The organism is Escherichia sp. HH41S (genome assembly GCF_009820115.1).
Classification (GTDB): domain Bacteria; phylum Pseudomonadota; class Gammaproteobacteria; order Enterobacterales; family Enterobacteriaceae; genus Escherichia; species Escherichia coli_F.
In genome coordinates this window covers 192228-215437 of the sequence record NZ_VNXE01000061.1, presented here as the reverse complement: position 1 = coordinate 215437, position 23210 = coordinate 192228, and the positions used below count along the sequence as shown (strand labels likewise).

18 protein-coding genes and 1 pseudogene are annotated in these 23210 nt (G+C 47.7%); 9 read left to right on the top strand and 10 right to left on the bottom strand.

Annotated elements, in window-relative coordinates; all coding sequences use genetic code 11:
* Window positions 1–8: 8 nt before the first annotated feature.
* From FQZ95_RS10720 to FQZ95_RS10710, 3 genes are all read right to left on the bottom strand, one after another.
* A complete protein-coding gene (locus FQZ95_RS10720) occupies window positions 9–1478 on the bottom strand; it encodes a sodium:solute symporter family protein (RefSeq protein WP_160530177.1) in 1470 nt (489 codons plus the stop codon).
* 102 nt (window positions 1479–1580) lie between these two features.
* Window positions 1581–1970, bottom strand: a complete 390-nt coding sequence (locus FQZ95_RS10715; RefSeq protein ID WP_000023754.1) for a RidA family protein — start codon at window positions 1968–1970, stop codon at window positions 1581–1583.
* 9 nt (window positions 1971–1979) lie between these two features.
* Window positions 1980–3422 (bottom strand): N-acyl-D-amino-acid deacylase family protein, encoded by a 1443-nt coding sequence (locus tag FQZ95_RS10710; RefSeq protein WP_160530176.1) that lies wholly within the window; start codon window positions 3420–3422, stop codon window positions 1980–1982.
* 200 nt (window positions 3423–3622) lie between these two features.
* On the opposite strand from FQZ95_RS10710, the gene FQZ95_RS10705 reads away from it, so the two are divergent.
* The 4 genes from FQZ95_RS10705 to yjiA all read left to right on the top strand — a co-directional run bounded on the left by FQZ95_RS10705 (window position 3623) and on the right by yjiA (window position 8481).
* A complete protein-coding gene (locus FQZ95_RS10705; RefSeq protein WP_160530175.1) occupies window positions 3623–4843 on the top strand; it encodes an amino acid deaminase in 1221 nt (406 codons plus the stop codon).
* A gap of 267 nt (window positions 4844–5110) precedes the next feature.
* Entirely contained in the window at window positions 5111–7261 is a 2151-nt protein-coding gene (btsT, locus tag FQZ95_RS10700) for a pyruvate/proton symporter BtsT (RefSeq protein ID WP_001314407.1), read from the top strand.
* 49 nt (window positions 7262–7310) lie between these two features.
* Window positions 7311–7514 (top strand): YbdD/YjiX family protein, encoded by a 204-nt coding sequence (locus FQZ95_RS10695; protein ID WP_000467859.1) that lies wholly within the window; start codon window positions 7311–7313, stop codon window positions 7512–7514.
* 10 nt (window positions 7515–7524) lie between these two features.
* Complete coding sequence (yjiA, locus tag FQZ95_RS10690) at window positions 7525–8481, top strand: GTPase (RefSeq protein WP_001297640.1); 957 nt, start codon at window positions 7525–7527, stop codon at window positions 8479–8481.
* Between the two features lie 65 nt (window positions 8482–8546).
* Here the strand turns inward: yjiA and FQZ95_RS10685 are convergent, their stop codons facing one another.
* Genes FQZ95_RS10685 through FQZ95_RS10675 form a run of 3 tightly spaced genes read right to left on the bottom strand, consistent with a single transcriptional unit; the run spans window position 8547 to window position 11464 of the window.
* Window positions 8547–9296 carry a hypothetical protein gene (locus FQZ95_RS10685; RefSeq protein ID WP_105277256.1) on the bottom strand — a complete coding sequence of 250 codons (750 nt, stop codon included), beginning with the start codon at window positions 9294–9296 and terminating at the stop codon, window positions 8547–8549.
* Between the two features lie 4 nt (window positions 9297–9300).
* Window positions 9301–10350 (bottom strand): AAA family ATPase, encoded by a 1050-nt coding sequence (locus FQZ95_RS10680; RefSeq protein ID WP_105277255.1) that lies wholly within the window; start codon window positions 10348–10350, stop codon window positions 9301–9303.
* Complete coding sequence (locus FQZ95_RS10675; protein WP_105277254.1) at window positions 10334–11464, bottom strand: DUF262 domain-containing protein; 1131 nt, start codon at window positions 11462–11464, stop codon at window positions 10334–10336. The genes FQZ95_RS10680 and FQZ95_RS10675 overlap by 17 nt, the downstream gene beginning before the upstream one ends.
* Window positions 11465–11704: 240 nt before the next feature.
* Here FQZ95_RS10675 and hsdR point away from each other — a divergent pair, with 240 nt between their 5' ends.
* The 4 genes from hsdR (at window position 11705) to symE (ending at window position 17983) form a co-directional block, all read left to right on the top strand.
* Window positions 11705–14137, top strand: a complete 2433-nt coding sequence (hsdR, locus tag FQZ95_RS10670; protein WP_160530174.1) for an EcoAI/FtnUII family type I restriction enzme subunit R — start codon at window positions 11705–11707, stop codon at window positions 14135–14137.
* 66 nt (window positions 14138–14203) lie between these two features.
* Window positions 14204–15673, top strand: a complete 1470-nt coding sequence (locus tag FQZ95_RS10665) for a type I restriction-modification system subunit M (RefSeq protein ID WP_001387312.1) — start codon at window positions 14204–14206, stop codon at window positions 15671–15673.
* Window positions 15673–17421, top strand: coding sequence for a restriction endonuclease subunit S (locus tag FQZ95_RS10660; protein WP_160530173.1), 1749 nt, complete (start codon window positions 15673–15675; stop codon window positions 17419–17421). The genes FQZ95_RS10665 and FQZ95_RS10660 overlap by 1 nt, the downstream gene beginning before the upstream one ends.
* 220 nt (window positions 17422–17641) lie before the next feature.
* Window positions 17642–17983, top strand: a complete 342-nt coding sequence (gene symE / locus FQZ95_RS10655) for an endoribonuclease SymE (protein WP_105288098.1) — start codon at window positions 17642–17644, stop codon at window positions 17981–17983.
* Between the two features lie 46 nt (window positions 17984–18029).
* On the opposite strand, the gene FQZ95_RS26385 is transcribed toward symE, so the two are convergent.
* The 3 genes and pseudogenes from FQZ95_RS26385 to FQZ95_RS10640 all read right to left on the bottom strand — a co-directional run bounded on the left by FQZ95_RS26385 (window position 18030) and on the right by FQZ95_RS10640 (window position 20384).
* Window positions 18030–19193 (bottom strand): GmrSD restriction endonuclease domain-containing protein, encoded by a 1164-nt coding sequence (locus tag FQZ95_RS26385; RefSeq protein ID WP_105288099.1) that lies wholly within the window; start codon window positions 19191–19193, stop codon window positions 18030–18032.
* Window positions 19194–19469: 276 nt separating this feature from the next.
* A pseudogene (locus FQZ95_RS26380) lies at window positions 19470–20123 on the bottom strand (DUF262 domain-containing protein); the annotation flags it as partial.
* 96 nt (window positions 20124–20219) lie between these two features.
* Window positions 20220–20384: a DUF1127 domain-containing protein gene (locus FQZ95_RS10640; RefSeq protein ID WP_000394281.1), complete on the bottom strand. Its 165-nt coding sequence runs from the start codon at window positions 20382–20384 to the stop codon at window positions 20220–20222.
* 176 nt (window positions 20385–20560) lie between these two features.
* Between FQZ95_RS10640 and FQZ95_RS10635 the strand changes: the two genes are divergently transcribed.
* Window positions 20561–21973 (top strand): aminotransferase-like domain-containing protein, encoded by a 1413-nt coding sequence (locus FQZ95_RS10635; RefSeq protein WP_160530172.1) that lies wholly within the window; start codon window positions 20561–20563, stop codon window positions 21971–21973.
* Between the two features lie 241 nt (window positions 21974–22214).
* Here FQZ95_RS10635 and FQZ95_RS10630 read toward each other — a convergent pair whose 3' ends face one another.
* Window positions 22215–23159 carry an Rpn family recombination-promoting nuclease/putative transposase gene (locus FQZ95_RS10630; RefSeq protein ID WP_088541487.1) on the bottom strand — a complete coding sequence of 315 codons (945 nt, stop codon included), beginning with the start codon at window positions 23157–23159 and terminating at the stop codon, window positions 22215–22217.
* Window positions 23160–23210: the final 51 nt, after the last annotated feature.

Here is a 23210-nt window from a genome sequence, read left to right as displayed (position 1 = left end):
ATTGTCGGTTATGCTTCTTCAGGTTTGGTGATCACGACACTCTGGTTTTCACGCTCATTGGTGATAATCGCCAAAGCTTCTTCCCGGCTGACCTGACTAGCTGGCGTTACCAACGTCACCAGTACGCCAGCGACCAGGCTGCCCAGCACTGACGGAATACACGGGTTACCCCAGTAAGCCAGCCAGTCGGCATTCATCAGCACCACAATTGACATCACCATACCGCTCACTAACGCCGCCAGCGCGCCCTGCCAGTTAAAGCGTAGCCAGAAGCGACCGAGAATCGAGCAGATAAACAGCCCGGACATCAGCATCGAAATCATTTTGGTAATGTAGCTGATGATGTCATTAGAGGTCAGAGCAAAGACCAGCGCCAGGCCAATAACAAAGGTCAACATCCAGCGTGAGTAAGTAATGGCCTTGTCCTCCGGCGGCATTCTGCCGGTAATCATGGTGTAGACGTCGCGCATCATAATCGCCACCGCCGCAATGGCATCAGAACTGGCGGAAGACATGGTGGCTGAAAGCCCGGCAATCAGCACCACCAGCCCAAGAATGGCAGGTAAGAAGCTGGTCGCGAACAAGAAGGCATAGTTACTGTTTTCCAGATTCGGGTTCATGGTGAACGCCGCCATGCCGATAATGGCAGGCAGAATCGAGAAGAACAGATACAACACGCCAGTAATAACAAATGAACGCCGTACAGAGGGAACGTCTTTTCCCGAGTAAATACGCTGGCGATAAGATGGTGTGGCCAGTACGCCGACACCAATAACCAGCGCCAGCGAAAGCGCAGGCAGCACGCCCATTTTATCAATCGCAAACAGGCTCATCGCTTTTGGGTCCATCGCCTGTTCAATCGCACTCCAGCCACCAACGTGAACAACGGCAAGAATAGCCATTAATATAAAGCCAAAGAACAGAATTAGGGCCTGAATAGTATCTGTCCACACTACCGCCGAATAACCGCCGATAATAACGTAAATCGCAAAAGCTAAGGCAATAATTAATTTTGACACCGTAAGATCAATACCTGTTGCCCAGGCAAGATACATACTTCCACCTAATATATGCGCCCCCAGCCAGCCAATAGAGGCAATAAATATCATCAGGCCGACAATATTTTTAATTAAATGGCTGCCGCCAGTATAATAAGATATTTCTTCACTCATGGTCATAAAACGTAATTTACGTACCGGTGCAAACAGCCACGCCACCAGTAATATACCTACGGCCCCACCGACGCCATAAAGCATTCCGGCCCAGCCATTGCTGTAGCCAAAGCCCACTGCGCCCATACTGGAACCCGTGCCAACCATCGTGGCAACGGTTGACCCCAGCGTCAGAAACAGCGGCAGCGAACGCCCGCCCAACAGAAAATCTTCTCCGCTTTTCTGATTACGAGAAACAAACCAACCAAGCCAAATCATGGCGATGGCATAAATAATAAAGCCGACTAAAAAGATATGACTGTTCATAATTCACATCCTGCCAGTAGAGAGAGAATAATGTAAGAGTTCCCGGAGTGCTGAATGTATTCAGCACTCAATTGCGGTCTGTTTTTTTAATTCTTAAATTTATTAGCGGGTCGCGTTATAACAGGTCACATCGACTTCGACTTTACAATCGACAACCAGATCAGCCACACAACAAATACGTGCAGGCGGATTCTCGCCAAAAAATTCTCTGAATACTTTATTAAATGACTGGAAATAGCGGGCGTCGGTCAGGATCACTTTCACGTGAACCACATCCGCCAGGCTATAACCGGCTTCAGTCATGATGTCGACACAGTTTTGGATCGCCAGTCGTGACTGTTCAACGATTCCGCCTTCTACCACTTCACCGTTTTTCATGGGTGTTTGCCCGGAGACGTACAGCCAGCCGCCCGCCTCAACCGCCCTGGCAAAAGGCAAATGCTGCCCGCCAGTGCCTGTTCCACCTTCCGTACCGTAACGTTTAATGCTCATATTCACTCCTTAATGTGAGGTCTGCCGGCGCAGGAAGCGTCCCGCACGGCCTGTAATATGTTTATCGCGACCATAGCTCATAACGCCGTTCACCATCACCGCCTCAATGCCATCTGCCGGGCGTTTGGGATCAGAAAAGCTGGCAACATCACGAATGGTTTGTGGATCGAACAACACCAGGTCCGCAAAATAACCGACTTTCACCAGTCCACGCTGGGGCAGGCGAAAACGGCTGGCAGAAAGCCCGGTCATTTTGTGGATAGCCGTGGTCAGTGGGAATAAGCCTTCATCACGGCAATAGTGGCCCAGCACACGAGGGAAGGCGCCCCATAAACGTGGATGCGGCATGGGATCATTGGGCAGGCCGTCAGAGCCAATCATACTGACCGGATAACTCAACACTCGGCGGACGTCGCGCTCGTCCATGTTGTAATAGATAGCCCCGGCAGGCATTAGCAGCTTCGCGGCCTCCAGCATACTCATCTGCCAGTCGATGGCGATTTGCGCCAGTGTTTTCCCGGCCTGCTGCGGATGTGTTTGTGACCAGGTGATCATAATATCGAATTCGTCGGTGACTTGTTTGAGATCCAGCGTTGAAGAGCTGGCTGAGTAAGGGTAGACATCGCAGCCAATTTCCTGGTGTTGACGCATTTGGTCAAAAAAGGCCAACGTTTCTTTTGTCCGCCCCCAGTTTTTCGCCCCGGCGCATTTATGATGGGAAACCACGACAGGCACTTTGCCATGACGCCCAATACGAAACGCCTCATCCAGGGCATCGAGAATCGGTTCAAATTCAGAACGCAGGTGGGTGGTATAAACGCCCTTCTCACCGGCTAATTCTTCCGCCAGCGCCATGACTTCTTCGGTAGTCGCCTGAAATGCTGTGGCATAGGCCAGCCCGGAACTTAACCCCAGCGCCCCCTGACTCAACGCCAGACGTAAGTCGGCGCGCATGGCGGCAATTTCATCCGCCGTCGCCGGGCGAAACAGGTCGTCCATATGGTTATTACGCAGCGCCGTATGACCAATCAGCGTGCCAACGTTCAGTGACGGCCTGGCTGCTTCCACTGCCTGGGCATAGCTTTCAACGGTAGGATAAATAAAGTGCTCCGCTTCCCCCAACAGATTCATCGGGTCAGGAACTTCACCTTTCATTTTCGCCGACGCCGCACTGATCCCGCAGTTACCGACAATCACCGTAGTGATCCCCTGACTGATCTTTGGCAGATATTCCGGGATGCGAATAACGTTGATATCGTCATGGGTATGAACGTCGATAAACCCTGGTGCCAGCACCCGCCCTTCCCCGTCAATGACCTGCTGCGCCGTAACGTTAAGCGCAGGGGCAATATCGACAATCCGATCACCTGTTATTGCCACGTCACCGCGAAATTCAGGGCCGCCGCTACCGTCGATAACGGTCACATTTTTGATTAACCAGTCAACCTGCATGTTCGTCACTCCATTTCTGCAATGGTGACAAGTTAACCATTTACAAGGACGAAAAACAGTGGAAAACTACGCAAAACCCAGATGATTTTATGATACTTTTATTCATAAACTATAAGATAAATAAACTAAATATTTATATTTCATTTAGTTACAAATAATACTCACATCCGATACGGTGAAAAACTTAAAAGGTAAATGTTATGAAATACCACTCAGAACCTCTGGTTCCCCATAAATCTGCCCTGATGCAAATGCCCGCAAATCTCCTTGCCGAAGATGTCTGTTTACCTGCCGCGATCATTAAAAAGCAGGCCCTGGAGAACAACATTACGTGGATGCAACGCTACGCTGACGCGCGCGGCGTTTCACTGGCACCGCACGGTAAAACCACCATGACGCCGTGGATTTTTCAGGCGCAGCAGGCGGCTGGTGCCTGGGCAATAGGTGTCGGTAGCGCATGGCAGGCTGGTGCGGCAATGGCGAGCGGTATTCAGCGAGTGCTGATGGTTAACCAGCTGGTCGGCAAGGCGAATATGCAGTTGATTGCCCGGTTGCAACAACATTACCCGACGGTCGATTTTATCTGCTGTATCGACAGCATTGAGAACGCCCGCGCTTTGTCTGCCTTTTTTGCCAGTCAGCAACAGACACTGAACGTGATGATTGAGCTGGGTGTTCCCGGCGGACGCTGTGGTTGCCGCTCAACGGATGCCGTACTGGCACTGGCTAAACAGGCGGCCCAATTACCAGGGCTACGTCTGCGCGGGCTTGAGTTATATGAAGGTGTTTTACACGGTGACGATCCACAACCGCAGGTAGAAGCTCTGCTGCGGGATGCCGCACAACTGGCCTGTGATATGGCAAGTTTGGTTGATGGCGAGTTTATTCTCACCGGAGCAGGCACGGTCTGGTATGACGTGGTGTGCAATATCTGGCTGGCGGCAGAAAAGCCTGATAACTGCCGCATTGTTATTCGCCCTGGCTGCTACATCACTCACGACACCGGGATCTACGACGCGGCACAACAACAGTTGCTCGCCCGTGATCCTGTGGCCTGTGATCTGGCAGGCGATCTCACATCTGCGCTGGAACTGGTCGCCATGGTGCAATCGGTGCCGGAAGCTGATCGTGCGGTGGTAAATTTTGGTAAGCGTGATTGCGCCTTCGACGCCGGACTGCCGCAACCAGTCGCCCACTATCGCAACGGCAAATCACTGGCATTTGATCCACAGGCGATTCGCAGTACAGGCATTATGGATCAGCACTGCATGTTGCAACTGTCAGCTAATAGCGACGTGCAAGTGGGGGATATTCTGGTGTTTGGCACATCGCATCCGTGCCTGACCTTCGACAAATGGAAAACGTTGTTATTGGCTGATGACGACTACAACGTACTGGCAGAATTAGACACTCTCTTCTAAGAATACCCCTTCGGTTAATTATCGAAGGGGCATTTTTATTGTGATCTCAATCACATATCCACCCGACGAATAATTCTTGCCCAACCGCTCACCGCCATTCCTGACCGCTTACGTCCCAAATATAACCACTCAGTTATTTACCTTACTTTACGCGCGCGTAACTCTGGCAACATCACTGCAGGATAGCGGTCAATTTACCTCCTCAAACGCAACGCAAACCTAGAACGGCTTCGGCCAACTATTAATCAATACATACCAGGTTTTACTATGGATACTAAAAAGATATTCAAGCACATACCCTGGGTGATTCTTGGAATCATCGGTGCATTCTGCCTCGCGGTAGTTGCATTACGTCGGGGGGAGCACGTCAGTGCCCTGTGGATCGTGGTCGCCTCTGTGTCAGTGTATCTGGTGGCTTATCGCTACTACAGTCTGTACATCGCCCAGAAAGTGATGAAACTCGACCCCACGCGCGCGACGCCTGCGGTTATTAACAATGACGGTCTGAACTATGTTCCGACCAACCGTTACGTGTTGTTTGGTCACCACTTCGCCGCTATCGCCGGTGCTGGTCCGCTGGTTGGTCCGGTTCTCGCCGCGCAGATGGGCTACCTGCCTGGCACACTGTGGCTGCTGGCGGGGGTAGTGCTGGCCGGTGCGGTACAGGACTTTATGGTGCTGTTTATCTCTTCTCGCCGTAACGGCGCATCTCTCGGTGAGATGATCAAAGAAGAGATGGGGCCAGTACCGGGGACTATCGCGCTGTTTGGCTGTTTCTTAATCATGATCATCATCCTCGCCGTTCTGGCGCTGATTGTGGTTAAAGCCCTGGCCGAAAGTCCGTGGGGGGTCTTCACCGTTTGCTCAACCGTACCGATTGCGCTGTTCATGGGTATCTACATGCGCTTTATCCGTCCGGGGCGTGTAGGTGAAGTCTCTGTTATTGGTATCGTGCTGCTGGTTGCCTCTATCTACTTCGGTGGCGTGATTGCTCACGATCCGTACTGGGGTCCGGCACTGACCTTTAAAGACACCACAATTACCTTCGCACTGATTGGCTATGCGTTTGTTTCCGCACTGCTGCCGGTGTGGCTGATCCTCGCACCGCGCGACTATCTGGCAACCTTCCTGAAAATCGGCGTTATCGTCGGCCTGGCGCTGGGTATCGTGGTGCTGAACCCGGAACTGAAAATGCCTGCGATGACCCAGTACATTGACGGTACTGGCCCGTTGTGGAAAGGCGCTCTGTTCCCGTTCCTGTTCATCACCATCGCCTGTGGTGCGGTATCTGGCTTCCACGCGCTGATCTCTTCCGGTACAACGCCGAAATTGCTGGCTAACGAAACCGACGCGCGTTTCATTGGCTACGGCGCAATGCTGATGGAGTCCTTCGTGGCGATTATGGCGCTGGTTGCTGCGTCCATCATCGAACCGGGTCTTTACTTCGCGATGAATACCCCGCCTGCGGGCCTTGGCATCACCATGCCTAACCTGCATGAAATGGGTGGCGAGAACGCGCCGATCATCATGGCGCAGCTGAAAGACGTTACCGCACACGCGGCAGCGACTGTCAGCTCCTGGGGCTTCGTGATTTCGCCAGAGCAGATCCTGCAAACCGCGAAAGACATTGGTGAGCCTTCTGTCCTGAACCGTGCAGGTGGTGCGCCGACGCTGGCGGTAGGTATCGCTCACGTGTTCCACAAAGTGCTGCCGATGGCTGACATGGGCTTCTGGTATCACTTCGGTATTCTGTTCGAAGCCCTGTTCATCCTGACCGCGCTGGATGCGGGTACCCGTTCTGGCCGCTTTATGCTGCAAGACCTGCTGGGTAACTTCATCCCGTTCCTGAAAAAAACCGACTCTCTGGTTGCCGGTATCATCGGTACTGCGGGCTGTGTGGGTCTGTGGGGCTACCTGCTGTATCAGGGCGTGGTCGATCCGCTGGGCGGCGTTAAGAGCCTGTGGCCGCTGTTCGGTATCTCCAACCAGATGCTGGCAGCCGTAGCGCTGGTACTGGGCACCGTTGTGCTGATTAAGATGAAGCGCACCCAATACATCTGGGTGACTGTTGTTCCGGCTGTATGGCTGCTTATCTGCACCACCTGGGCGCTGGGCCTGAAACTGTTCAGCACCAACCCGCAGATGGAAGGCTTCTTCTACATGGCAAGCCAGTACAAAGAGAAGATTGCTAACGGTACTGACCTGACGGCACAGCAGATTGCCAACATGAACCACATCGTTGTGAACAACTACACCAACGCGGGTCTGAGTATTCTGTTCCTGATTGTGGTGTACAGCATCATCTTCTACGGTTTCAAAACCTGGCTGAAGGTGCGTAACAGCGACAAACGTACTGACAAAGAAACTCCGTACGTTCCAATCCCGGAAGGCGGCGTGAAGATCTCTTCGCACCACTAACCGTGTTTAGCCCCGCTTCGGCGGGGCTTTGTTCTTATCAGAGTGAACTATGTTTGGTAACTTAGGACAGGCAAAAAAATATCTCGGCCAGGCGGCGAAGATGTTGATTGGCATTCCAGACTACGACAACTACGTCGAGCATATGAAGACCAACCATCCCGACAAGCCGTACATGAGCTATGAAGAATTCTTCCGCGAACGCCAGAACGCGCGCTACGGCGGCGATGGTAAAGGCGGTATGCGCTGTTGTTAATGGAGAGAGCATGAACCCGATTGCAGTTACCCTACTCACCGGTTTTTTAGGCGCAGGCAAAACCACCCTGCTGCGCCATATTCTTAATGAACAGCACGGCTACAAGATTGCCGTGATTGAAAACGAATTCGGCGAAGTCTCCGTTGATGATCAACTGATTGGCGACCGCGCCACGCAGATCAAAACGCTGACCAACGGCTGCATCTGTTGTTCGCGCTCCAACGAGCTGGAGGACGCGCTACTCGACCTGCTGGATAATCTCGACAAGGGCAATATTCAGTTCGATCGTCTGGTCATTGAATGCACCGGCATGGCCGATCCCGGCCCGATTATTCAGACCTTTTTCTCCCATGAGATTTTATGCCAGCGTTACCTGCTGGACGGCGTGATTGCGCTGGTGGATGCGGTACATGCCGATGAGCAGATGAACCAGTTCACCATCGCCCAGTCACAGGTTGGCTACGCCGACCGCATTCTGCTGACCAAAACCGACGTCGCAGGCGAAGCAGAAAAACTGCGTGAACGCCTGGCACGCATCAACGCCCGCGCACCGGTCTACACCGTCACCCACGGCGACATCGATCTGGGCCTGCTGTTCAACACCAACGGTTTTATGCTGGAAGAAAACGTCGTCAGCACCAAACCGCGTTTCCACTTTATCGCGGATAAACAAAACGATATTTCGTCGATTGTGGTAGAACTGGATTACCCGGTAGATATCAGCGAAGTTTCCCGCGTGATGGAAAACCTGCTGCTGGAGTCGGCGGATAAACTGCTGCGTTACAAAGGGATGCTATGGATTGACGGCGAACCAAATCGCCTGCTGTTCCAGGGCGTCCAGCGCCTCTACAGCGCCGACTGGGACCGCCCGTGGGGCGATGAAAAACCGCATAGCACGATGGTGTTTATCGGGATTCAGCTGCCGGAGGAAGAGATTCGGGCTGCGTTTGCGGGATTGAGGAAGTAAAATTTCACATTTTTCTTAAGCCGGAAGATATATATACCCCACCGGCTTAAGAAAGTGCAATTCTCTTATGAAACATCACGAAATACACAGGTAAGTTCTTTAGGACTTGCTTTCCATATATGGTCAAAGCCACTCGACAGCATGACTTCTATTTTTCCTTCCGGACTTTCAATTAGTAAATAGCGATCATGGCAGTTTGTATATTTGGGATTTGTAGTGATTTGCACACTCCATTCAGGATGGATACAATGAACAAAATTACTATTTATTTTACTTCCGTTTTGGACTGCAGCGACACCTACTGCGATTTCTGAAAATTCAATAACAAGCTCTTTTCTAGGTAGTACGGAATGAAATAAGCTGCATGTATTCTCCCAATTCTGTGCAAAGTAATTATCGCATATAATTACTTTTTTTGCATTGCAACATAGCATTTCCAGATACTTTTTTAAATATATTCTATTATCTGTAGGGCTTAATGTAACGGTAACTTGATTATTAACCATACCTTTTTTATAATGTACAAAGGGAAGTGATAAATTATCATTCTCAGTAAGGATTATTTTCAACAACGATTTAGATGCTAAAGTAACAAGATCATCATCACTTTCAGGCTGACTTGCTAACATAGATAAATATTGTCGATATTCTAACTCCGGCATCTTCAATCCTAAATTTCTTGCCTCAATCCATTGCCTTTTGTTAGTTAAATAAGGTAGTACTAGTTTTTTATGTAATCTCTTCACCTTATTCTTATCATCCATATTTTCATATGCAACTAATAAAGATGTATCAAGAACCATTTGATAAGACATTTCTTTACCTCATCTTCATCAAATCATCTAAGGTTGCATCAAAAAAACCTAAAGGGAATCCCGTAACATTCTCTTGCAGATCGGTAAATTTCCCACCTTCATTAACTCTCATCGAGATAAAATCTTTATCCACATCAGGTTTATAATGTACAGAAATATCCTCAGAAGTTATAACATCTTCATAAACCAAATACGCAAGTTTATTGATTAAATGTTCACAATGCGTTTCTACAATAATCTGGATACCCTTACTTGCTACAAATGCTAAAAAAATTGCCAAATGAGACTGCGCTTTCGGATGCAATTGAATTTCGGGATTTTCTAGCAAAATAAGATCGCCTTTTTTTGCCATCAAACAAATAATCAAAACCTTTGCAATATAACTCATCCCAGCCCCAAGATTAAGAGGAGAAACATTTCCTTCAAGCTCTTTTAAGGTAAAAGCGACCTTAATCTGGTCACCAACTTTTTCAGTAACTAATTCAGACGTCGTTCCTGTAATCAGTTTCAACCAATAAGATAATTGATATGCAAGTGTTGTAGATTCGTGAACTTTCACCAGATATTCAGGTACTGGCAAATGTTTCATTTTATCAAATGTTGAAAACAAGAATTCTCCTGCAACACCTACTCGACGTTCTGCGGTGGGCACAAATTCTTGTGCCCCCAAGCGGTTGGCATTCAGATAGAGCAACTCAGGTTCACTACCAGGCACTCTTGGCTCGTATTGATATCCCAGACGACTATCAATTTCGATATTTTCTGAGTTGAGCGTTAACGAATGAGAATTTTTTTCTGTATCCTGGACTGTTATAACAATAGATTTTGCGTTATTTTTTTTATTTCTAATAACAGGAAAATCAGCTAGAAATCGGATAACTTCTTCCATACTATACTGATTAACAGAAGCGCTATTTTTAATTAGTAACATCAATGCCTGAATAACGCTGGATTTACCAGAAGAGTTAGTTCCAGTTAAAATGGTCAGTGGTGATAACACCAGACTTGTTGAGCCTAAACTTTTAAATCCTTGAATGTTAATATTTGTAAGCATTTTTAATCCTTTCCATTATTTCCTTCGCAAAATCAAAACGCATATTTACATATTGTGTTGTATCAATTGCACCAGAAAAAATACCAATCTCATCAAAATTATACTTGTATTGTTCAATAAGCTGTTTTAATTCAATATTTTTTGATAAAAATTCAAAACTTATCTGACTGAATACCATAACTAACACTTCGAATAATCCCATATTCACTGGTCGCCTTTTAGCACCTGATTTTGTTGAAAATCTAAATGCTTCTGAACCCAACGCTTTATAGACATTAGTCATACCAGTTATACAAGCATCTTCAACTTCTTCCAGTAACTCATCATCAGCTTTTGTATTAATGAATTTCATCGCAGATGCTAAAAAAGCATCAATATCAGACCTAAATTCAACACCTGGCATTTGATTTGTTACAAGCAAATAAAATCCTACGAACCGCAAAACCAGATATCTGTCTCGCATACGCTCAGATTTTACGCCATTACCTGTTGCAAGCCTGAAAGACTCGTGTTCAGCGAGATCCTTAATTAACTTTGTGGCCTTGCCTTGATAAAGAGCATGCCGCATTTCCTGTTTATTTAGATTAATACCACTTCGATTTACACGCTCAAAAATATTAAATTTCACATATTCAGGTGTTGGGGGTTGAATCACATAAGAATGTAACTGGCAATCTTCAAGCTTTGCTTGTAATAATGGAGGAATATCAGAAAATTTTTTTCCTCTCAAGTCAGGCAACATAGATAAATCAGTTAAAGAAAATTCATTGTTAACATAGCGTTTCAATGCAGATATTCGTTGTTTGCCATCAATGATTTGCCTGACACCATTTTCATCCTCAAAAAGATAAATTAATGGAATAGGAATCCCCATTAAAATAGATTCAATTAATTCTGACTGGTGTTTTCTATCCCAGACAAGTTTACGCTGAAAATCTGGAGCAAGAACCAGTTGCCCACGAGCTTCGCGACGGAGTAATTCGAAAACACTGGATTGCTCTTTTGCAATTCGAACCTCAGTATCTGTCCCCATTTGATGCGGATGAGATGTTAACTCAAGCTCTTCTTGATCTTCGAGTTCAATGCTGTCGTTTTCTACATCCGCATTACTCATGGTAAAATTACCTTTAAAAATTTATCGAATTATTTATTCATAAAAATAGGGCGCTGAATCAAAATTTCAGCCCCTTAATCAACATGAATTATACCCTAACTTCCTTCTTGACTGCGACCTTCACTGCACCATTATGCGAGTTATCTCCAGAACATAATGCTCTCATACCGCCCTAAGTCATAGCCAGGCTATTGATTTTATGTACAATCAGAATCGTCCTGATAAAAGCGAGAATACCCAATGGCGGAACTGAACCTAAGTAACCTGACGGAAGCAGACATCATTACCAAATGCGTTATGCCAGCCATTCTCAATGCAGGCTGGGACAACACAACGCAAATCAGACAGGAGGTCAAACTCCGGGACGGTAAAGTCATCGTACGTGGTAAAGTTGCGGCACGCAGAACGGTAAAATCTGCTGACATCGTGCTGTATCACAAACCAGGCATTCCCTTAGCCGTGATTGAAGCAAAAGCCAACAAACATGAAATTGGCAAAGGGATGCAACAGGGCATTGAATATGCGCGCCTGCTGGACGTTCCTTTTGTTTTTGCCACCAACGGTGATGGCTTTATCTTCCGCGATGCCACCGCAGCCGAAGGTGAATGCCTTGAAAAGCAAATAACGCTGGATGACTTCCCTTCCCCCGCTGAACTCTGGCAAAAATTCTGCCTCTGGAAAGGATACACACAAGCTCAGCTTCCGGTTATTACTCAGGACTATTACGACGATGGCAGCGGTAAATCGCCACGTTATTACCAGCTTCAGGCAATCAACAAAACCATTGAAGCCGTCTCCAACGGGCAAAACCGCGTTCTGTTGGTCATGGCGACCGGAACAGGGAAAACCTATACCGCATTCCAGATCATCTGGCGCCTGTGGAAATCAAAAAATAAAAAACGCATTCTGTTCCTTGCCGATCGCAACATTCTGGTCGACCAAACCAAAAATAATGATTTCCAGCCATTTGGTACGGCAATGACCAAAGTCAGCGGACGCACCATTGATCCCGCTTATGAAATTCACCTCGCGCTCTATCAGGCTATAACTGGCCCGGAGGAAGACCAAAAAGCGTTTAAACAAGTCGCACCAGATTTCTTCGATCTGATAGTCATCGACGAATGCCATCGCGGCAGCGCATCCGAAGACAGCGCCTGGCGAGAGATCCTTGATTATTTCAGTTCCGCCACCCAAATTGGCTTAACCGCCACGCCAAAAGAGACGCATGAAGTCTCCAGCACGGATTACTTCGGCGATCCGGTTTACGTCTACTCGCTAAAAGAAGGGATCGAAGACGGCTTCCTCGCCCCTTATAAAGTTGTCCGTGTTGATATTGATGTTGATCTGCAAGGCTGGCGCCCAACCAAAGGGCAAACTGACTTAAACGGCGAAGTGATCGACGATCGTATCTATAACCAGAAAGATTTCGATCGCACGATGGTAATCGACGAACGCACAGAACTGGTTGCCAGAACCATTACCGACTACCTCAAGCGCACCAACCCGATGGATAAAACCATCGTCTTCTGTAACGACATCGATCATGCAGAACGTATGCGCCGCGCCCTGGTTAATCTCAACCCGGAGCAGGTGAAAAAGAACGACAAATACGTCATGAAAATCACCGGCGATGATGAAATTGGCAAAGCTCAGCTGGATAACTTCATCAACCCGAAAAAACCGTACCCGGTTATCGCGACCACTTCAGAGCTGATGACCACTGGTGTGGATGCTAAAACCTGCAAACTGGTAGTACTGGACCAGAACATCCAGTCGATGACCAAATTCAAGCAGATTATCGGTCGTGGTACACGCATCGACGAACGTTACGGCAAACTCTGGTTTACCATCCTCGACTTTAAAAAAGCCACCGAACTGTTTGCCGATGAGCGTTTCGATGGCATTCCCGAAAAAGTCATGGATACCACACCAGAGGATATCGCCGATCCAGAATCTGATTTTGAAGAGAAACTCGAAGAAATCAGCGGACATGACGACGAACAGGTAACAGGCGTTGATGAACCGCCTGTGCCACCATACCAGGTTACCGATAGCGATGATGTCGGCCCACTTCCGGAAGAAGACGAGAAGAAAATCCGCAAGTTTCACGTCAACGGTGTAGCGGTGGGCGTTATTGCGCAGCGTGTTCAGTATTACGATGCCGACGGTAAACTGGTTACCGAATCTTTTAAAGATTACACCCGCAAAACACTGCTCAAAGAATATGCCTCGCTGGATGACTTTACCCGCAAGTGGCAGGACGCCGATCGCAAAGAAGCGATCATTCACGAGCTGGAGCAACAGGGGATCATCTGGGAAGTACTGGCAGAAGAAGTCGGTAAAGATCTCGACCCGTTCGACATGCTTTGCCACGTAGTGTATGGTCAGCCGCCGTTAACCCGCAAAGAGCGTGCCGAGAACGTGCGCAAGCGGAACTACTTCACAAAATACTCTGAAGCAGCGCAAACCGTGCTCGATAATCTGCTGGATAAATACGCCGATGCGGGCGTACAGGAGATCGAAAGTATTCAGGTGCTGAAACTTAAACCATTCGACAGCATGGGCACCTTACCGGAGATTATTAAAACCGGATTTGGCGACCGTAACGGGTATAATCAGGCGCTCAGCGAGCTGGAAAACGAAATCTACCAATTACCGCCCCGCTCTGCTTAACAACTCTCTTTTGCGCCTTCTGCAACCATCATGTTGCAGAAGGCCTTGTTTTTCATGGAATACAACATGTCTATCAGTTCAGTAATCAAATCATTACAAGATATTATGCGCAAAGATGCCGGTGTGGACGGCGATGCGCAGCGTCTCGGTCAACTCTCCTGGCTGCTGTTTTTGAAAATCTTCGATGCCCAGGAAGAGGCGCTGGAACTGGAGCAGGATAACTATCAATATCCGATCCCACAGCGTTATTTATGGCGCAGTTGGGCCGCAAACGCGCAGGGCATTACCGGTGATTCCCTGCTGGAATTCGTTAATGATGATCTGTTCCCGGCGTTGAAAAACCTCACTGCGCCTATCGATAAAAACCCACGCGGCTACGTGGTGAAGCAGGCGTTCAGCGATGCCTATAACTATATGAAAAACGGTACGCTACTGCGTCAGGTGATCAACAAGCTGAACGAAATTGACTTTACCAGCGCCAGCGAACGCCATCTGTTTGGTGATATTTACGAACAGATCCTTAAAGATCTGCAATCTGCGGGCAATGCTGGCGAATTCTATACTCCACGCGCCGTCACTCGCTTTATGGTGGATCGCGTTGATCCGAAACTCGGCGAATCCATTATGGACCCGGCCTGCGGTACGGGCGGTTTTCTTGCCTGCGCATTTGATCATGTAAAGAACAAATACGTGAAGAGCGTCGCCGATCATCAGACGCTGCAACAACAGATCCACGGTGTCGAGAAAAAACAGCTTCCGCACCTGCTGGCGACCACCAATATGCTGCTGCACGGCATTGAAGTACCAGTACAAATTCGTCACGACAACACCCTGAACAAACCGCTTTCCTCCTGGGATGAGCAACTGGATGTCATTGTTACCAACCCGCCGTTTGGTGGCACGGAAGAAGACGGTATTGAGAAGAACTTTCCGGCAGAGATGCAAACCCGCGAAACGGCGGATCTGTTCCTGCAACTGATTGTGGAAGTACTGGCGAAAAACGGTCGCGCGGCGGTGGTATTGCCGGATGGCACACTATTTGGCGAAGGCGTTAAAACCAAAATCAAAAAACTGCTTACCGAAGAGTGCAACCTGCATACCATCGTGCGTTTACCGAATGGGGTGTTTAACCCCTATACCGGCATTAAAACCAACCTGTTGTTCTTTACCAAAGGTCAGCCAACCAAAGAGATTTGGTTCTATGAGCATCCGTATCCGGCGGGCGTGAAAAATTACAGTAAAACCAAGCCGATGAAGTTTGAAGAGTTTCAGGCGGAAATCGACTGGTGGGGGAACGAGGCCGATGGTTTTGCCAGCCGCGTCGAGAATGAGCAGGCGTGGAAAGTCAGCATTGATGACGTGATTGCGCGTAACTTCAATCTGGATATTAAAAACCCACATCAGGCGGAAACCGTTAGCCATGATCCGGACGAGCTGTTAGCGCAGTATGCAAAGCAGCAGGCGGAGATCCAGACGCTGCGTAATCAACTGCGCGATATTCTTGGCGCTGCGCTGTCTGGCAAGGAGGTTAACTGATGAGTGTGGAAAAGCTGATCGTTGATCATATGGAAACCTGGACCTCGGCGTTGCAAACCCGTTCCACCGCCGGGCGCGGCAGTTCCGGAAAAATTGATTTATATGGCATTAAGAAATTACGTGAGCTGATTCTGGAACTGGCTGTGCGCGGTAAACTGGTGCCGCAGGATCCGAATGATGAACCGGCGTCGGAGCTGCTGAAGCGTAATGAAGAACGGAAAAAAGAATTAGCGCGCAATAATGGTATGAAAACCACAGCAAGCACTAATATCCATGGAAATGAATATTATATCGATACCCCCGAAAAGTGGTCATGGATAAGACTTGGTAATTTAGCTAAATTCATCGATTACCGAGGAAAAACACCACATAAAAAAGAAAATGGTATAAGGCTTATAACAGCAAAAAATATCAGAAAGGGCTATATTGATCTCAATCCAGAAGAATTCATATCTGAAGAAGATTACATATCATGGATGACAAGAGGCTTTCCTAAATGTGGTGATATTTTATTCACAACTGAAGCACCACTGGGGAATGCAGCGATTATTGATTTAGACGGAAAGTTCGCTCTTGCTCAACGTTCTATCTGTTTTCAATGGCATACTCCAGAGATAAGCCCTTTTATGCTTATTCAAATCCTGGCGATCCCCTTCCAGTCACAACTAAGTGACAAATCTACAGGCATGACCGCAACAGGAATAAAAGCGTCTAAGTTAAAAGAGATCCCTGTTATTTTACCACCTTACCAAGAACAAATACGTATTGTATCCAAAGTACAGGAGTTCATGTCCCTATGTGACCAACTGGAACAGCAATCCCTGACCACTCTGGACGCACATCAGCAACTGGTTGAAACCCTGTTGGGAACGCTTACAGACAGCCAAAACGCCGAGGAACTGGCTGAAAACTGGGCGCGTATTAGCGAGCATTTCGACACCCTATTTACCACCGAAGCCAGCGTGGATGCGTTAAAACAGACCATTCTGCAACTGGCCGTAATGGGCAAACTTGTGCCGCATGATCCGAATGACGAACCAGCCTCTGAACTGCTCAAACGAATTGCGCAGGAAAAAGCTCAACTGGTGAAAGAAGGAAAAATAAAAAAACAAAAACCGTTGCCGCCGATTAGCGATGAGGAAAAACCTTTTGAACTGCCGGAAGGGTGGGAATGGATTAGACTAGGAAATATTGGTGAAGTTAAAGGGGGCGGAACCCCAAGTAAAAACAATCCTGATTTTTGGAAAGGTAATATTCCATGGGTTTCACCAAAGGATATGAAGGTTAATTACATCTCCAAAAGTCAACTAAATATTTCAAAAGAGGCTGTATTGGAGAGTTCAGTACATCTAATTCCTGAAAATAGTCTTATTTTTGTTGTCCGAGGCATGATTTTAGCCCATACATTCCCCGTAGCAATAACAAAAAAAGAAGTCACTATTAATCAAGATATGAAAGCCATATCAACTAATCAATTAAATACTGATTTTTTAATTTACTTACTTAAAGCAAACGAGACTCGAGTAATATGCTTAGTTGACCGCTCCTCTCATGGCACATGTAAACTTGTTTCAGATAAACTTTTCAATTTGGTTTTACCGTTGCCTCCATTAGAAGAACAATTTCGTATTACAGAACGAATAAATATGCTATTAGCTTATTGTGATAGATTGAAAAATTATATAAATCTAAAAAAACAAACCCAACTGCACCTTGCAGATGCACTCACTGACGCGGCGATAAACTAATTTTCTCGCCCTCATAAAACCAATAAAGCGGCTAAATAGCCGCTTTATTCACATCACCAAAAATTATATTTTTCGCTAATTTTCATCTTATTTTCATTAATTTTTAGCTGGACTTTCCCCATATTTACTGATGATATGTCCAGGTATTTAGCGCGGTGCGAATGTGCGCCAACACACCCGCACCGCTCATCACAATCCCTATTTCACGAGAATAGTAATCATGACTGACACGCATTCTATTGCACAACCGTTCGAAGCAGAAGTCTCCCCGGCAAATAACCGTCAATTAACCGTGAGTTATGCGAGCCGCTACCCGGATTACAGCCGTATTCCCGCCATCACTCTGAAAGGTCAGTGGCTGGAAACCGCCGGTTTTACCACCGGCACGGCGGTAGATGTCAAAGTGATGGAAGGCTGTATTGTCCTCACCGCCCAACCACCCGCCGCCGAGGAGAGCGAACTGATGCAGTCACTGCGCCAGGTGTGCAAACTGTCAGCGCGTAAACAGAAGCAGGTGCAGGAGTTTATTGGGGTGATTGCCGGTAAACAGAAAGTCGCCTGATACATTGACCCGGTAGCGCCAGTGCTACCGGGTATTATTCGCCACGTTATACCAACGCGCTCTCCATCTGTTTTTCAAATGCCTGACGAATTAATCCCATAATGTAAGGAAGTTGTGCGAGGTCGCTGAAACCAATTTCTACATCGCCATTGCCCCAGCGCCCAACATTTGTCACATCTTTGGCAATACCTTTCGGATCGACCAGTTCATGAAACTGCATATTAAGCGACAATCGCAGTCGGCTTTTTTGCGGCACAACATCAACAAAATTCGTTTCCGCTTTAAACGCAATATAGAGCTTCAATACTTCCTGCGTGATCCCTGCGTCCAGGCGCAAAACTTCATCGCTAAGATGATCGAATAACACCCGGCTATGCGAACCATCAGCAAGAAAAGGATAATCACTCAGGCTGTAACTGGTTTTGTTTTCCGGCTGCCCCCGATAAACAGCTAAAACCTCTTCAGGAAGAGAAGGCGCTTGCCAGACCTGAACCGCGAGATCGGCCAGACGATCGGCTCGGGCGTGAATGGCAGCTTCATCCCATTTTTCGCACTGTCCAAGACCGATATTCAAATAAAGCGGGCTATGCTTAAAGCCGTCTTCAATATCGCGTTTTTCCGCGAAAGGTCTGTCACTGTAGCGGGAGTTATAGCGCGTTAAAGTGAGATTCCCCAACGTATGCAACAATTCTTTATGAATACGCTGCCAGTCGCTTCCCAGCTCTTCGCGCCATTTAGCCGACAAATTTTCGTTCTGCGGCATAATGTGCTCAATCGTAAACTCTTCCACGCGCTCTCTGCGTTTATTGTTTTCCAGTCGTCGTAACCAGTAACTGCGACTGCGGAAGTTATAGAGATCGCGAACTTTTAATTCCCGTTTAAATTCATCATCGTTGGGGAAACGACGATATGAAGGTAGATTCAGAAAATGTACCTGAATACTTTCCAGATAATTTTCTTTATTAATAACTTTATAAAAAGTGGCAAACGTCTTGTTAAGAGAATTTGTTGGAATCGCACATACTGCACGGCGGAAAACATAAGATTCAATTAAACGAATTATGCTCAGGAAATCTTCACGAGACAAAACGCCATTTTTATAGTCATGATAAAGCGCCAGTAAGAAAGGATACGCCACATCGACTTTTAACTCGCGCAAATCCTGAAAAGCCGTAGCAAGCGATTTGTCACTTTCTTTTCCCAATGCCATTGCACAGTAATACTCCGCGTAGATGTGAATATCTTCAACCAGCCGATCTACGCCTTTTTCAGCAACACTCTGGCTACGGGCATGGAGTTTAAAAGCCTCATAGACTTCATCTGTCCGAGGGATCTCCCCCGTTTTTACCGTCAGATAATGACGCATAAAACTGTCAAAATATTCGCTGTAACCTTGCTGACCAAAGGCGACTTCCATGGGTCGCCAGTGATCTTCATACAACCGGGTTTGATACTCTGGTTCGAGACCCATCAGAATAAAATTGCGCACCAGATCGGCCTGACTTAACGCCTTACCGGTGGAGTTCATACTTTCAAAAATCAGTTGCGGATTATCCTGACCACGATTAAGCGCCACATCGACAATTAATAACTTTGCTAACCCACGACATAAGGGGATCAAGTCATCACCGAGTTTGGCAATTTGTTCATCAAAGAAAGTAAAGTTTTCCATTATTCGATGGGAATAGTTTTCTGGCATTGGTCTTTGTTTTATTAACGCCAGCAAACTGTCTTTATCAGTCTCGGTAAGCAGTAATTTAAATCCTTTCTCGCCGGACTCATAAGGATTGAGCAAATAATAATTACGCAATTTCATTGCCGAAAAGCCATCAAAAACTTCGTCTTCGCCAAGATGGCGCGATAAAGCCTCAATCAGCAACATTGCGGTCGTCAGCCGCTGCTGACCATCAATGACCAGCAACGGAGAAATACCAGAAACCTGATACAATCCCTGCTCTATATAAACAACCGAACCGATAAAATGCGCTGATATATCGTCACGCTTTCCGGCACGAATGATGTCGTCCCAAAGTTGCCGACATTGTTGCCCGGTCCATGAATAAGTCCGTTGATAAATGGGAATAACAAACTGCTGCGAACGTTTTAAATAATCGAGTAGGCGAGCTTCTGTAGCTTTCATTCTGACGTCTATCCGTGAAGCGATGATTTCGCAATAATAACCACTTCCTTGTGAAGGTTATAGAGAAATCCGGTTTATCTGCGATGAATTGCCCCCTCACTCCACATCCTCCCTGCGTAACCCAATATCTCTCAACCGCTCATCACTCATCTGCTGTAACACGCGTCGGGTCTGCATTTGCCGCCGCCAACGCCTCACCGCCTGCCAGAGTTGCACCAGGCCGATAAACGGCGCTTTAGCTCTGTTTTCGTGAAATTCCATCTGCTGCCTCCTCATCTTTCAGAGGCTTCATCATCCGCCTTCTGGCAGTTCACAATACAGATGCAAATATTAGTTTTATTTAACATACAGACAGGTTAAAACAACATCTGCATCCGGTTTTTTAGCCTCATCTGTACCGGTTTTTCTCTCTGTATGGTCCAAATAAGGAGTACAGCATGACGCGTTATCAACATCTGGCGACTCTGCTTGCCGGGCGGATTGAGCAAGGGCTGTATCGTCACGGGGAGAAATTGCCGTCGGTGCGTAACTTGAGTCAGGAGCACGGCGTCAGTATCAGCACCGTGCAGCAGGCGTATCAGATGCTGGAAACGATGAAGCTCATCACTCCGCAGCCGCGTTCGGGGTATTTTGTCGCACAACGTAAAGCCCAGCCGCCAGTGCCGCCGATGTCACGTCCGGTGCAGCGCCCGGTGGAAATTACCCAGTGGGATCAGGTACTGGATATGCTGGAGGCGCATAGCGACAGTTCCATTGTTCCGTTAAGCAAAAGCACGCCGGATGTCGAAACGCCCAGCCTGAAACCACTCTGGCGGGAGCTAAGCCGGGTGGTACAGCATAATCTGCAAACCGTTCTCGGTTATGACTTGTTAGCCGGTCAGCGAGTGTTGCGAGAGCAGATTGCCCGCCTGATGCTCGACAGCGGCTCGGTAGTCACCGCCGATGACATCATCATCACCAGCGGCTGCCATAACTCGATGTCGCTGGCGTTAATGGCAGTGTGTAAACCGGGCGATATTGTCGCGGTCGAATCCCCCTGTTATTACGGTTCGATGCAGATGCTGCGCGGCATGGGCGTGAAAGTGATTGAAATCCCAACCGATCCAGAAACTGGCATCAGCGTTGAAGCGCTGGAACTCGCGCTGGAACAGTGGCCGATTAAAGGCATCATTCTGGTGCCAAACTGTAATAATCCGCTGGGATTTATTATGCCGGACGCACGCAAACGGGCCGTTCTCTCTCTCGCTCAGCGTCATGATATTGTGATTTTTGAAGATGATGTCTACGGCGAACTGGCGACGGAGTATCCGCGCCCGCGGACCATTCATTCCTGGGATATCGACGGGCGAGTGCTGTTGTGCAGCTCGTTCAGTAAAAGCATTGCACCAGGCCTGCGCGTGGGCTGGGTCGCGCCGGGACGTTATCACGATAAACTGCTGCATATGAAATATGCCATCAGCAGCTTTAATGTGCCGTCCACGCAAATGGCGGCGGCAACGTTTGTGCTGGAAGGTCACTATCATCGCCATATTCGGCGGATGCGGCAGAATTATCAGCGCAATTTGGCGCTTTATACCTGCTGGATACGGGAATATTTTCCCTGCGAAATCTGTATTACGCGCCCGAAAGGCGGATTTTTACTGTGGATAGAATTGCCTGAACAGGTCGATATGGTCTGCGTTGCGCGACAGCTGTACCGCATGAAAATCCAGGTGGCGGCAGGCTCGATTTTCTCGGCTTCCGGCAAATACCGTAATTGTCTACGCATCAACTGCGCTTTACCGCTCAGCGAAACCTATCGCGAAGCACTGAAGCAAATTGGCGAGGCCGTGTATCGGGCAATGGAATGAATTCGAAATAGTGGCGAAGCGCCTGATTTCCTCTCACGAATCGCGTGTGACTCGTTTTATCTTTGCAGGGTCATCGTCACGTTCCAGCCTGAATTAAGCAAAGTACGCTTTGTTCATGCCGGATGCGGCGTGAACGCCTTATCCTGCCTACAAACCGCGCAAATTCAATAGATTGTAGAGAAAATGTAGGTCTGATAAGCGTAGCACATCAGGCTGCTTTGCGTTTGTCATCAGTCTCTGATTAGTACTCGATCCATGGATCACGCTTGCTTTCAGGCAAGGGCTGATCTAATGCCTGCATTTGCTCCGCCGAAAGTCCGGTAATCTTTTGTATCCATTCAGGATCTGCCCCATTCTGCAACAACAATCTAAGGAGGCGTTGTTCCCCTTCTTCTTTCCCTTTCTCCCTCCCCAACAGCCATCCATCATTATAAATTCGCTCTGCAATTGTCATTATTCGCTCCCTGTGGTGTGGCATTCGCCTGGTAAGTTCGCTGATAAACGCCTTAAAACGCGCTTCATCGCCAGTCAGTAAAATGTAATTTAACAGCGCAGTTATCTGGCTGTCATTAGCGCACCCTGTAACCAGTAATACTGCCAGTTGATCAATAAGCCCCATTAGATCGCGCTGGCGAATATGCTTTTGGATCAACTCCAACAGGGCGACTCTGCGATGCTGCACAATCTCGTCATCCGGCACGATAGTGATATCCACCAGCGGGAACGCGGCGTTATAAAGCTTCCGTGCGGTAGTCGGGTCGGCAAATTCGTCCAGCCAGCACAAAGACCAGGGATAAGGACTACGGCTACCGTGATAAAACAGCATCGGGATGACCAGCGGTAGCGGTCGGCGTTTATCATGTTCGATATGGCGCTGCATCACCGCCATGGCATATCGCATCAGCCGAAAAGCCATGTGAATATCCTCGCGGCTCTGATGTTCAATCACCACATAGATATAGCCATCGCCTTCGCGGGTCTTTACCGACCATAAAATATCGGAGTGTAGCGCCCGCAATTTTTCATCGACAAAGCTGGCGGATTCCAGTTTTAAGCTATCGAGATCGCACAGTTCACGTAAATCTTTAGGTAAGTGAATCTCCATAAAATCCCGCGCAGTGTCAGGGTGCGTGAGAAAGGTTTTAAATAATGCATCATGCGGCGTGCTGGTCGTGAAGTTTGTCATGGCGATCCATCACCTGTTGAAAAAGATGGCCTGACTTTAGCGACTAACAAA

What these genes read in the sequence shown, in the direction of transcription:
- FQZ95_RS10640 (WP_000394281.1), bottom strand. Translation starts at nt 20,384, where the DNA reads ATGGAATTTCACGAAAACAGAGCTAAAGCGCCGTTTATCGGCCTGGTG.
- FQZ95_RS10710 (WP_160530176.1), bottom strand. Translation starts at nt 3,422, where the DNA reads ATGCAGGTTGACTGGTTAATCAAAAATGTGACCGTTATCGACGGTAGC.
- FQZ95_RS10695 (WP_000467859.1), top strand. Translation starts at nt 7,311, where the DNA reads ATGTTTGGTAACTTAGGACAGGCAAAAAAATATCTCGGCCAGGCGGCG.
- FQZ95_RS10685 (WP_105277256.1), bottom strand. Translation starts at nt 9,296, where the DNA reads ATGTCTTATCAAATGGTTCTTGATACATCTTTATTAGTTGCATATGAA.
- btsT (WP_001314407.1), top strand. Translation starts at nt 5,111, where the DNA reads ATGGATACTAAAAAGATATTCAAGCACATACCCTGGGTGATTCTTGGA.
- FQZ95_RS10635 (WP_160530172.1), top strand. Translation starts at nt 20,561, where the DNA reads ATGACGCGTTATCAACATCTGGCGACTCTGCTTGCCGGGCGGATTGAG.
- FQZ95_RS26385 (WP_105288099.1), bottom strand. Translation starts at nt 19,193, where the DNA reads ATGGCATTGGGAAAAGAAAGTGACAAATCGCTTGCTACGGCTTTTCAG.
- yjiA (WP_001297640.1), top strand. Translation starts at nt 7,525, where the DNA reads ATGAACCCGATTGCAGTTACCCTACTCACCGGTTTTTTAGGCGCAGGC.
- FQZ95_RS10630 (WP_088541487.1), bottom strand. Translation starts at nt 23,159, where the DNA reads ATGACAAACTTCACGACCAGCACGCCGCATGATGCATTATTTAAAACC.
- FQZ95_RS10680 (WP_105277255.1), bottom strand. Translation starts at nt 10,350, where the DNA reads ATGCTTACAAATATTAACATTCAAGGATTTAAAAGTTTAGGCTCAACA.
- FQZ95_RS10660 (WP_160530173.1), top strand. Translation starts at nt 15,673, where the DNA reads ATGAGTGTGGAAAAGCTGATCGTTGATCATATGGAAACCTGGACCTCG.
- FQZ95_RS10715 (WP_000023754.1), bottom strand. Translation starts at nt 1,970, where the DNA reads ATGAGCATTAAACGTTACGGTACGGAAGGTGGAACAGGCACTGGCGGG.
- hsdR (WP_160530174.1), top strand. Translation starts at nt 11,705, where the DNA reads ATGGCGGAACTGAACCTAAGTAACCTGACGGAAGCAGACATCATTACC.
- FQZ95_RS10665 (WP_001387312.1), top strand. Translation starts at nt 14,204, where the DNA reads ATGTCTATCAGTTCAGTAATCAAATCATTACAAGATATTATGCGCAAA.
- FQZ95_RS10720 (WP_160530177.1), bottom strand. Translation starts at nt 1,478, where the DNA reads ATGAACAGTCATATCTTTTTAGTCGGCTTTATTATTTATGCCATCGCC.
- FQZ95_RS10675 (WP_105277254.1), bottom strand. Translation starts at nt 11,464, where the DNA reads ATGAGTAATGCGGATGTAGAAAACGACAGCATTGAACTCGAAGATCAA.
- FQZ95_RS10705 (WP_160530175.1), top strand. Translation starts at nt 3,623, where the DNA reads ATGAAATACCACTCAGAACCTCTGGTTCCCCATAAATCTGCCCTGATG.
- symE (WP_105288098.1), top strand. Translation starts at nt 17,642, where the DNA reads ATGACTGACACGCATTCTATTGCACAACCGTTCGAAGCAGAAGTCTCC.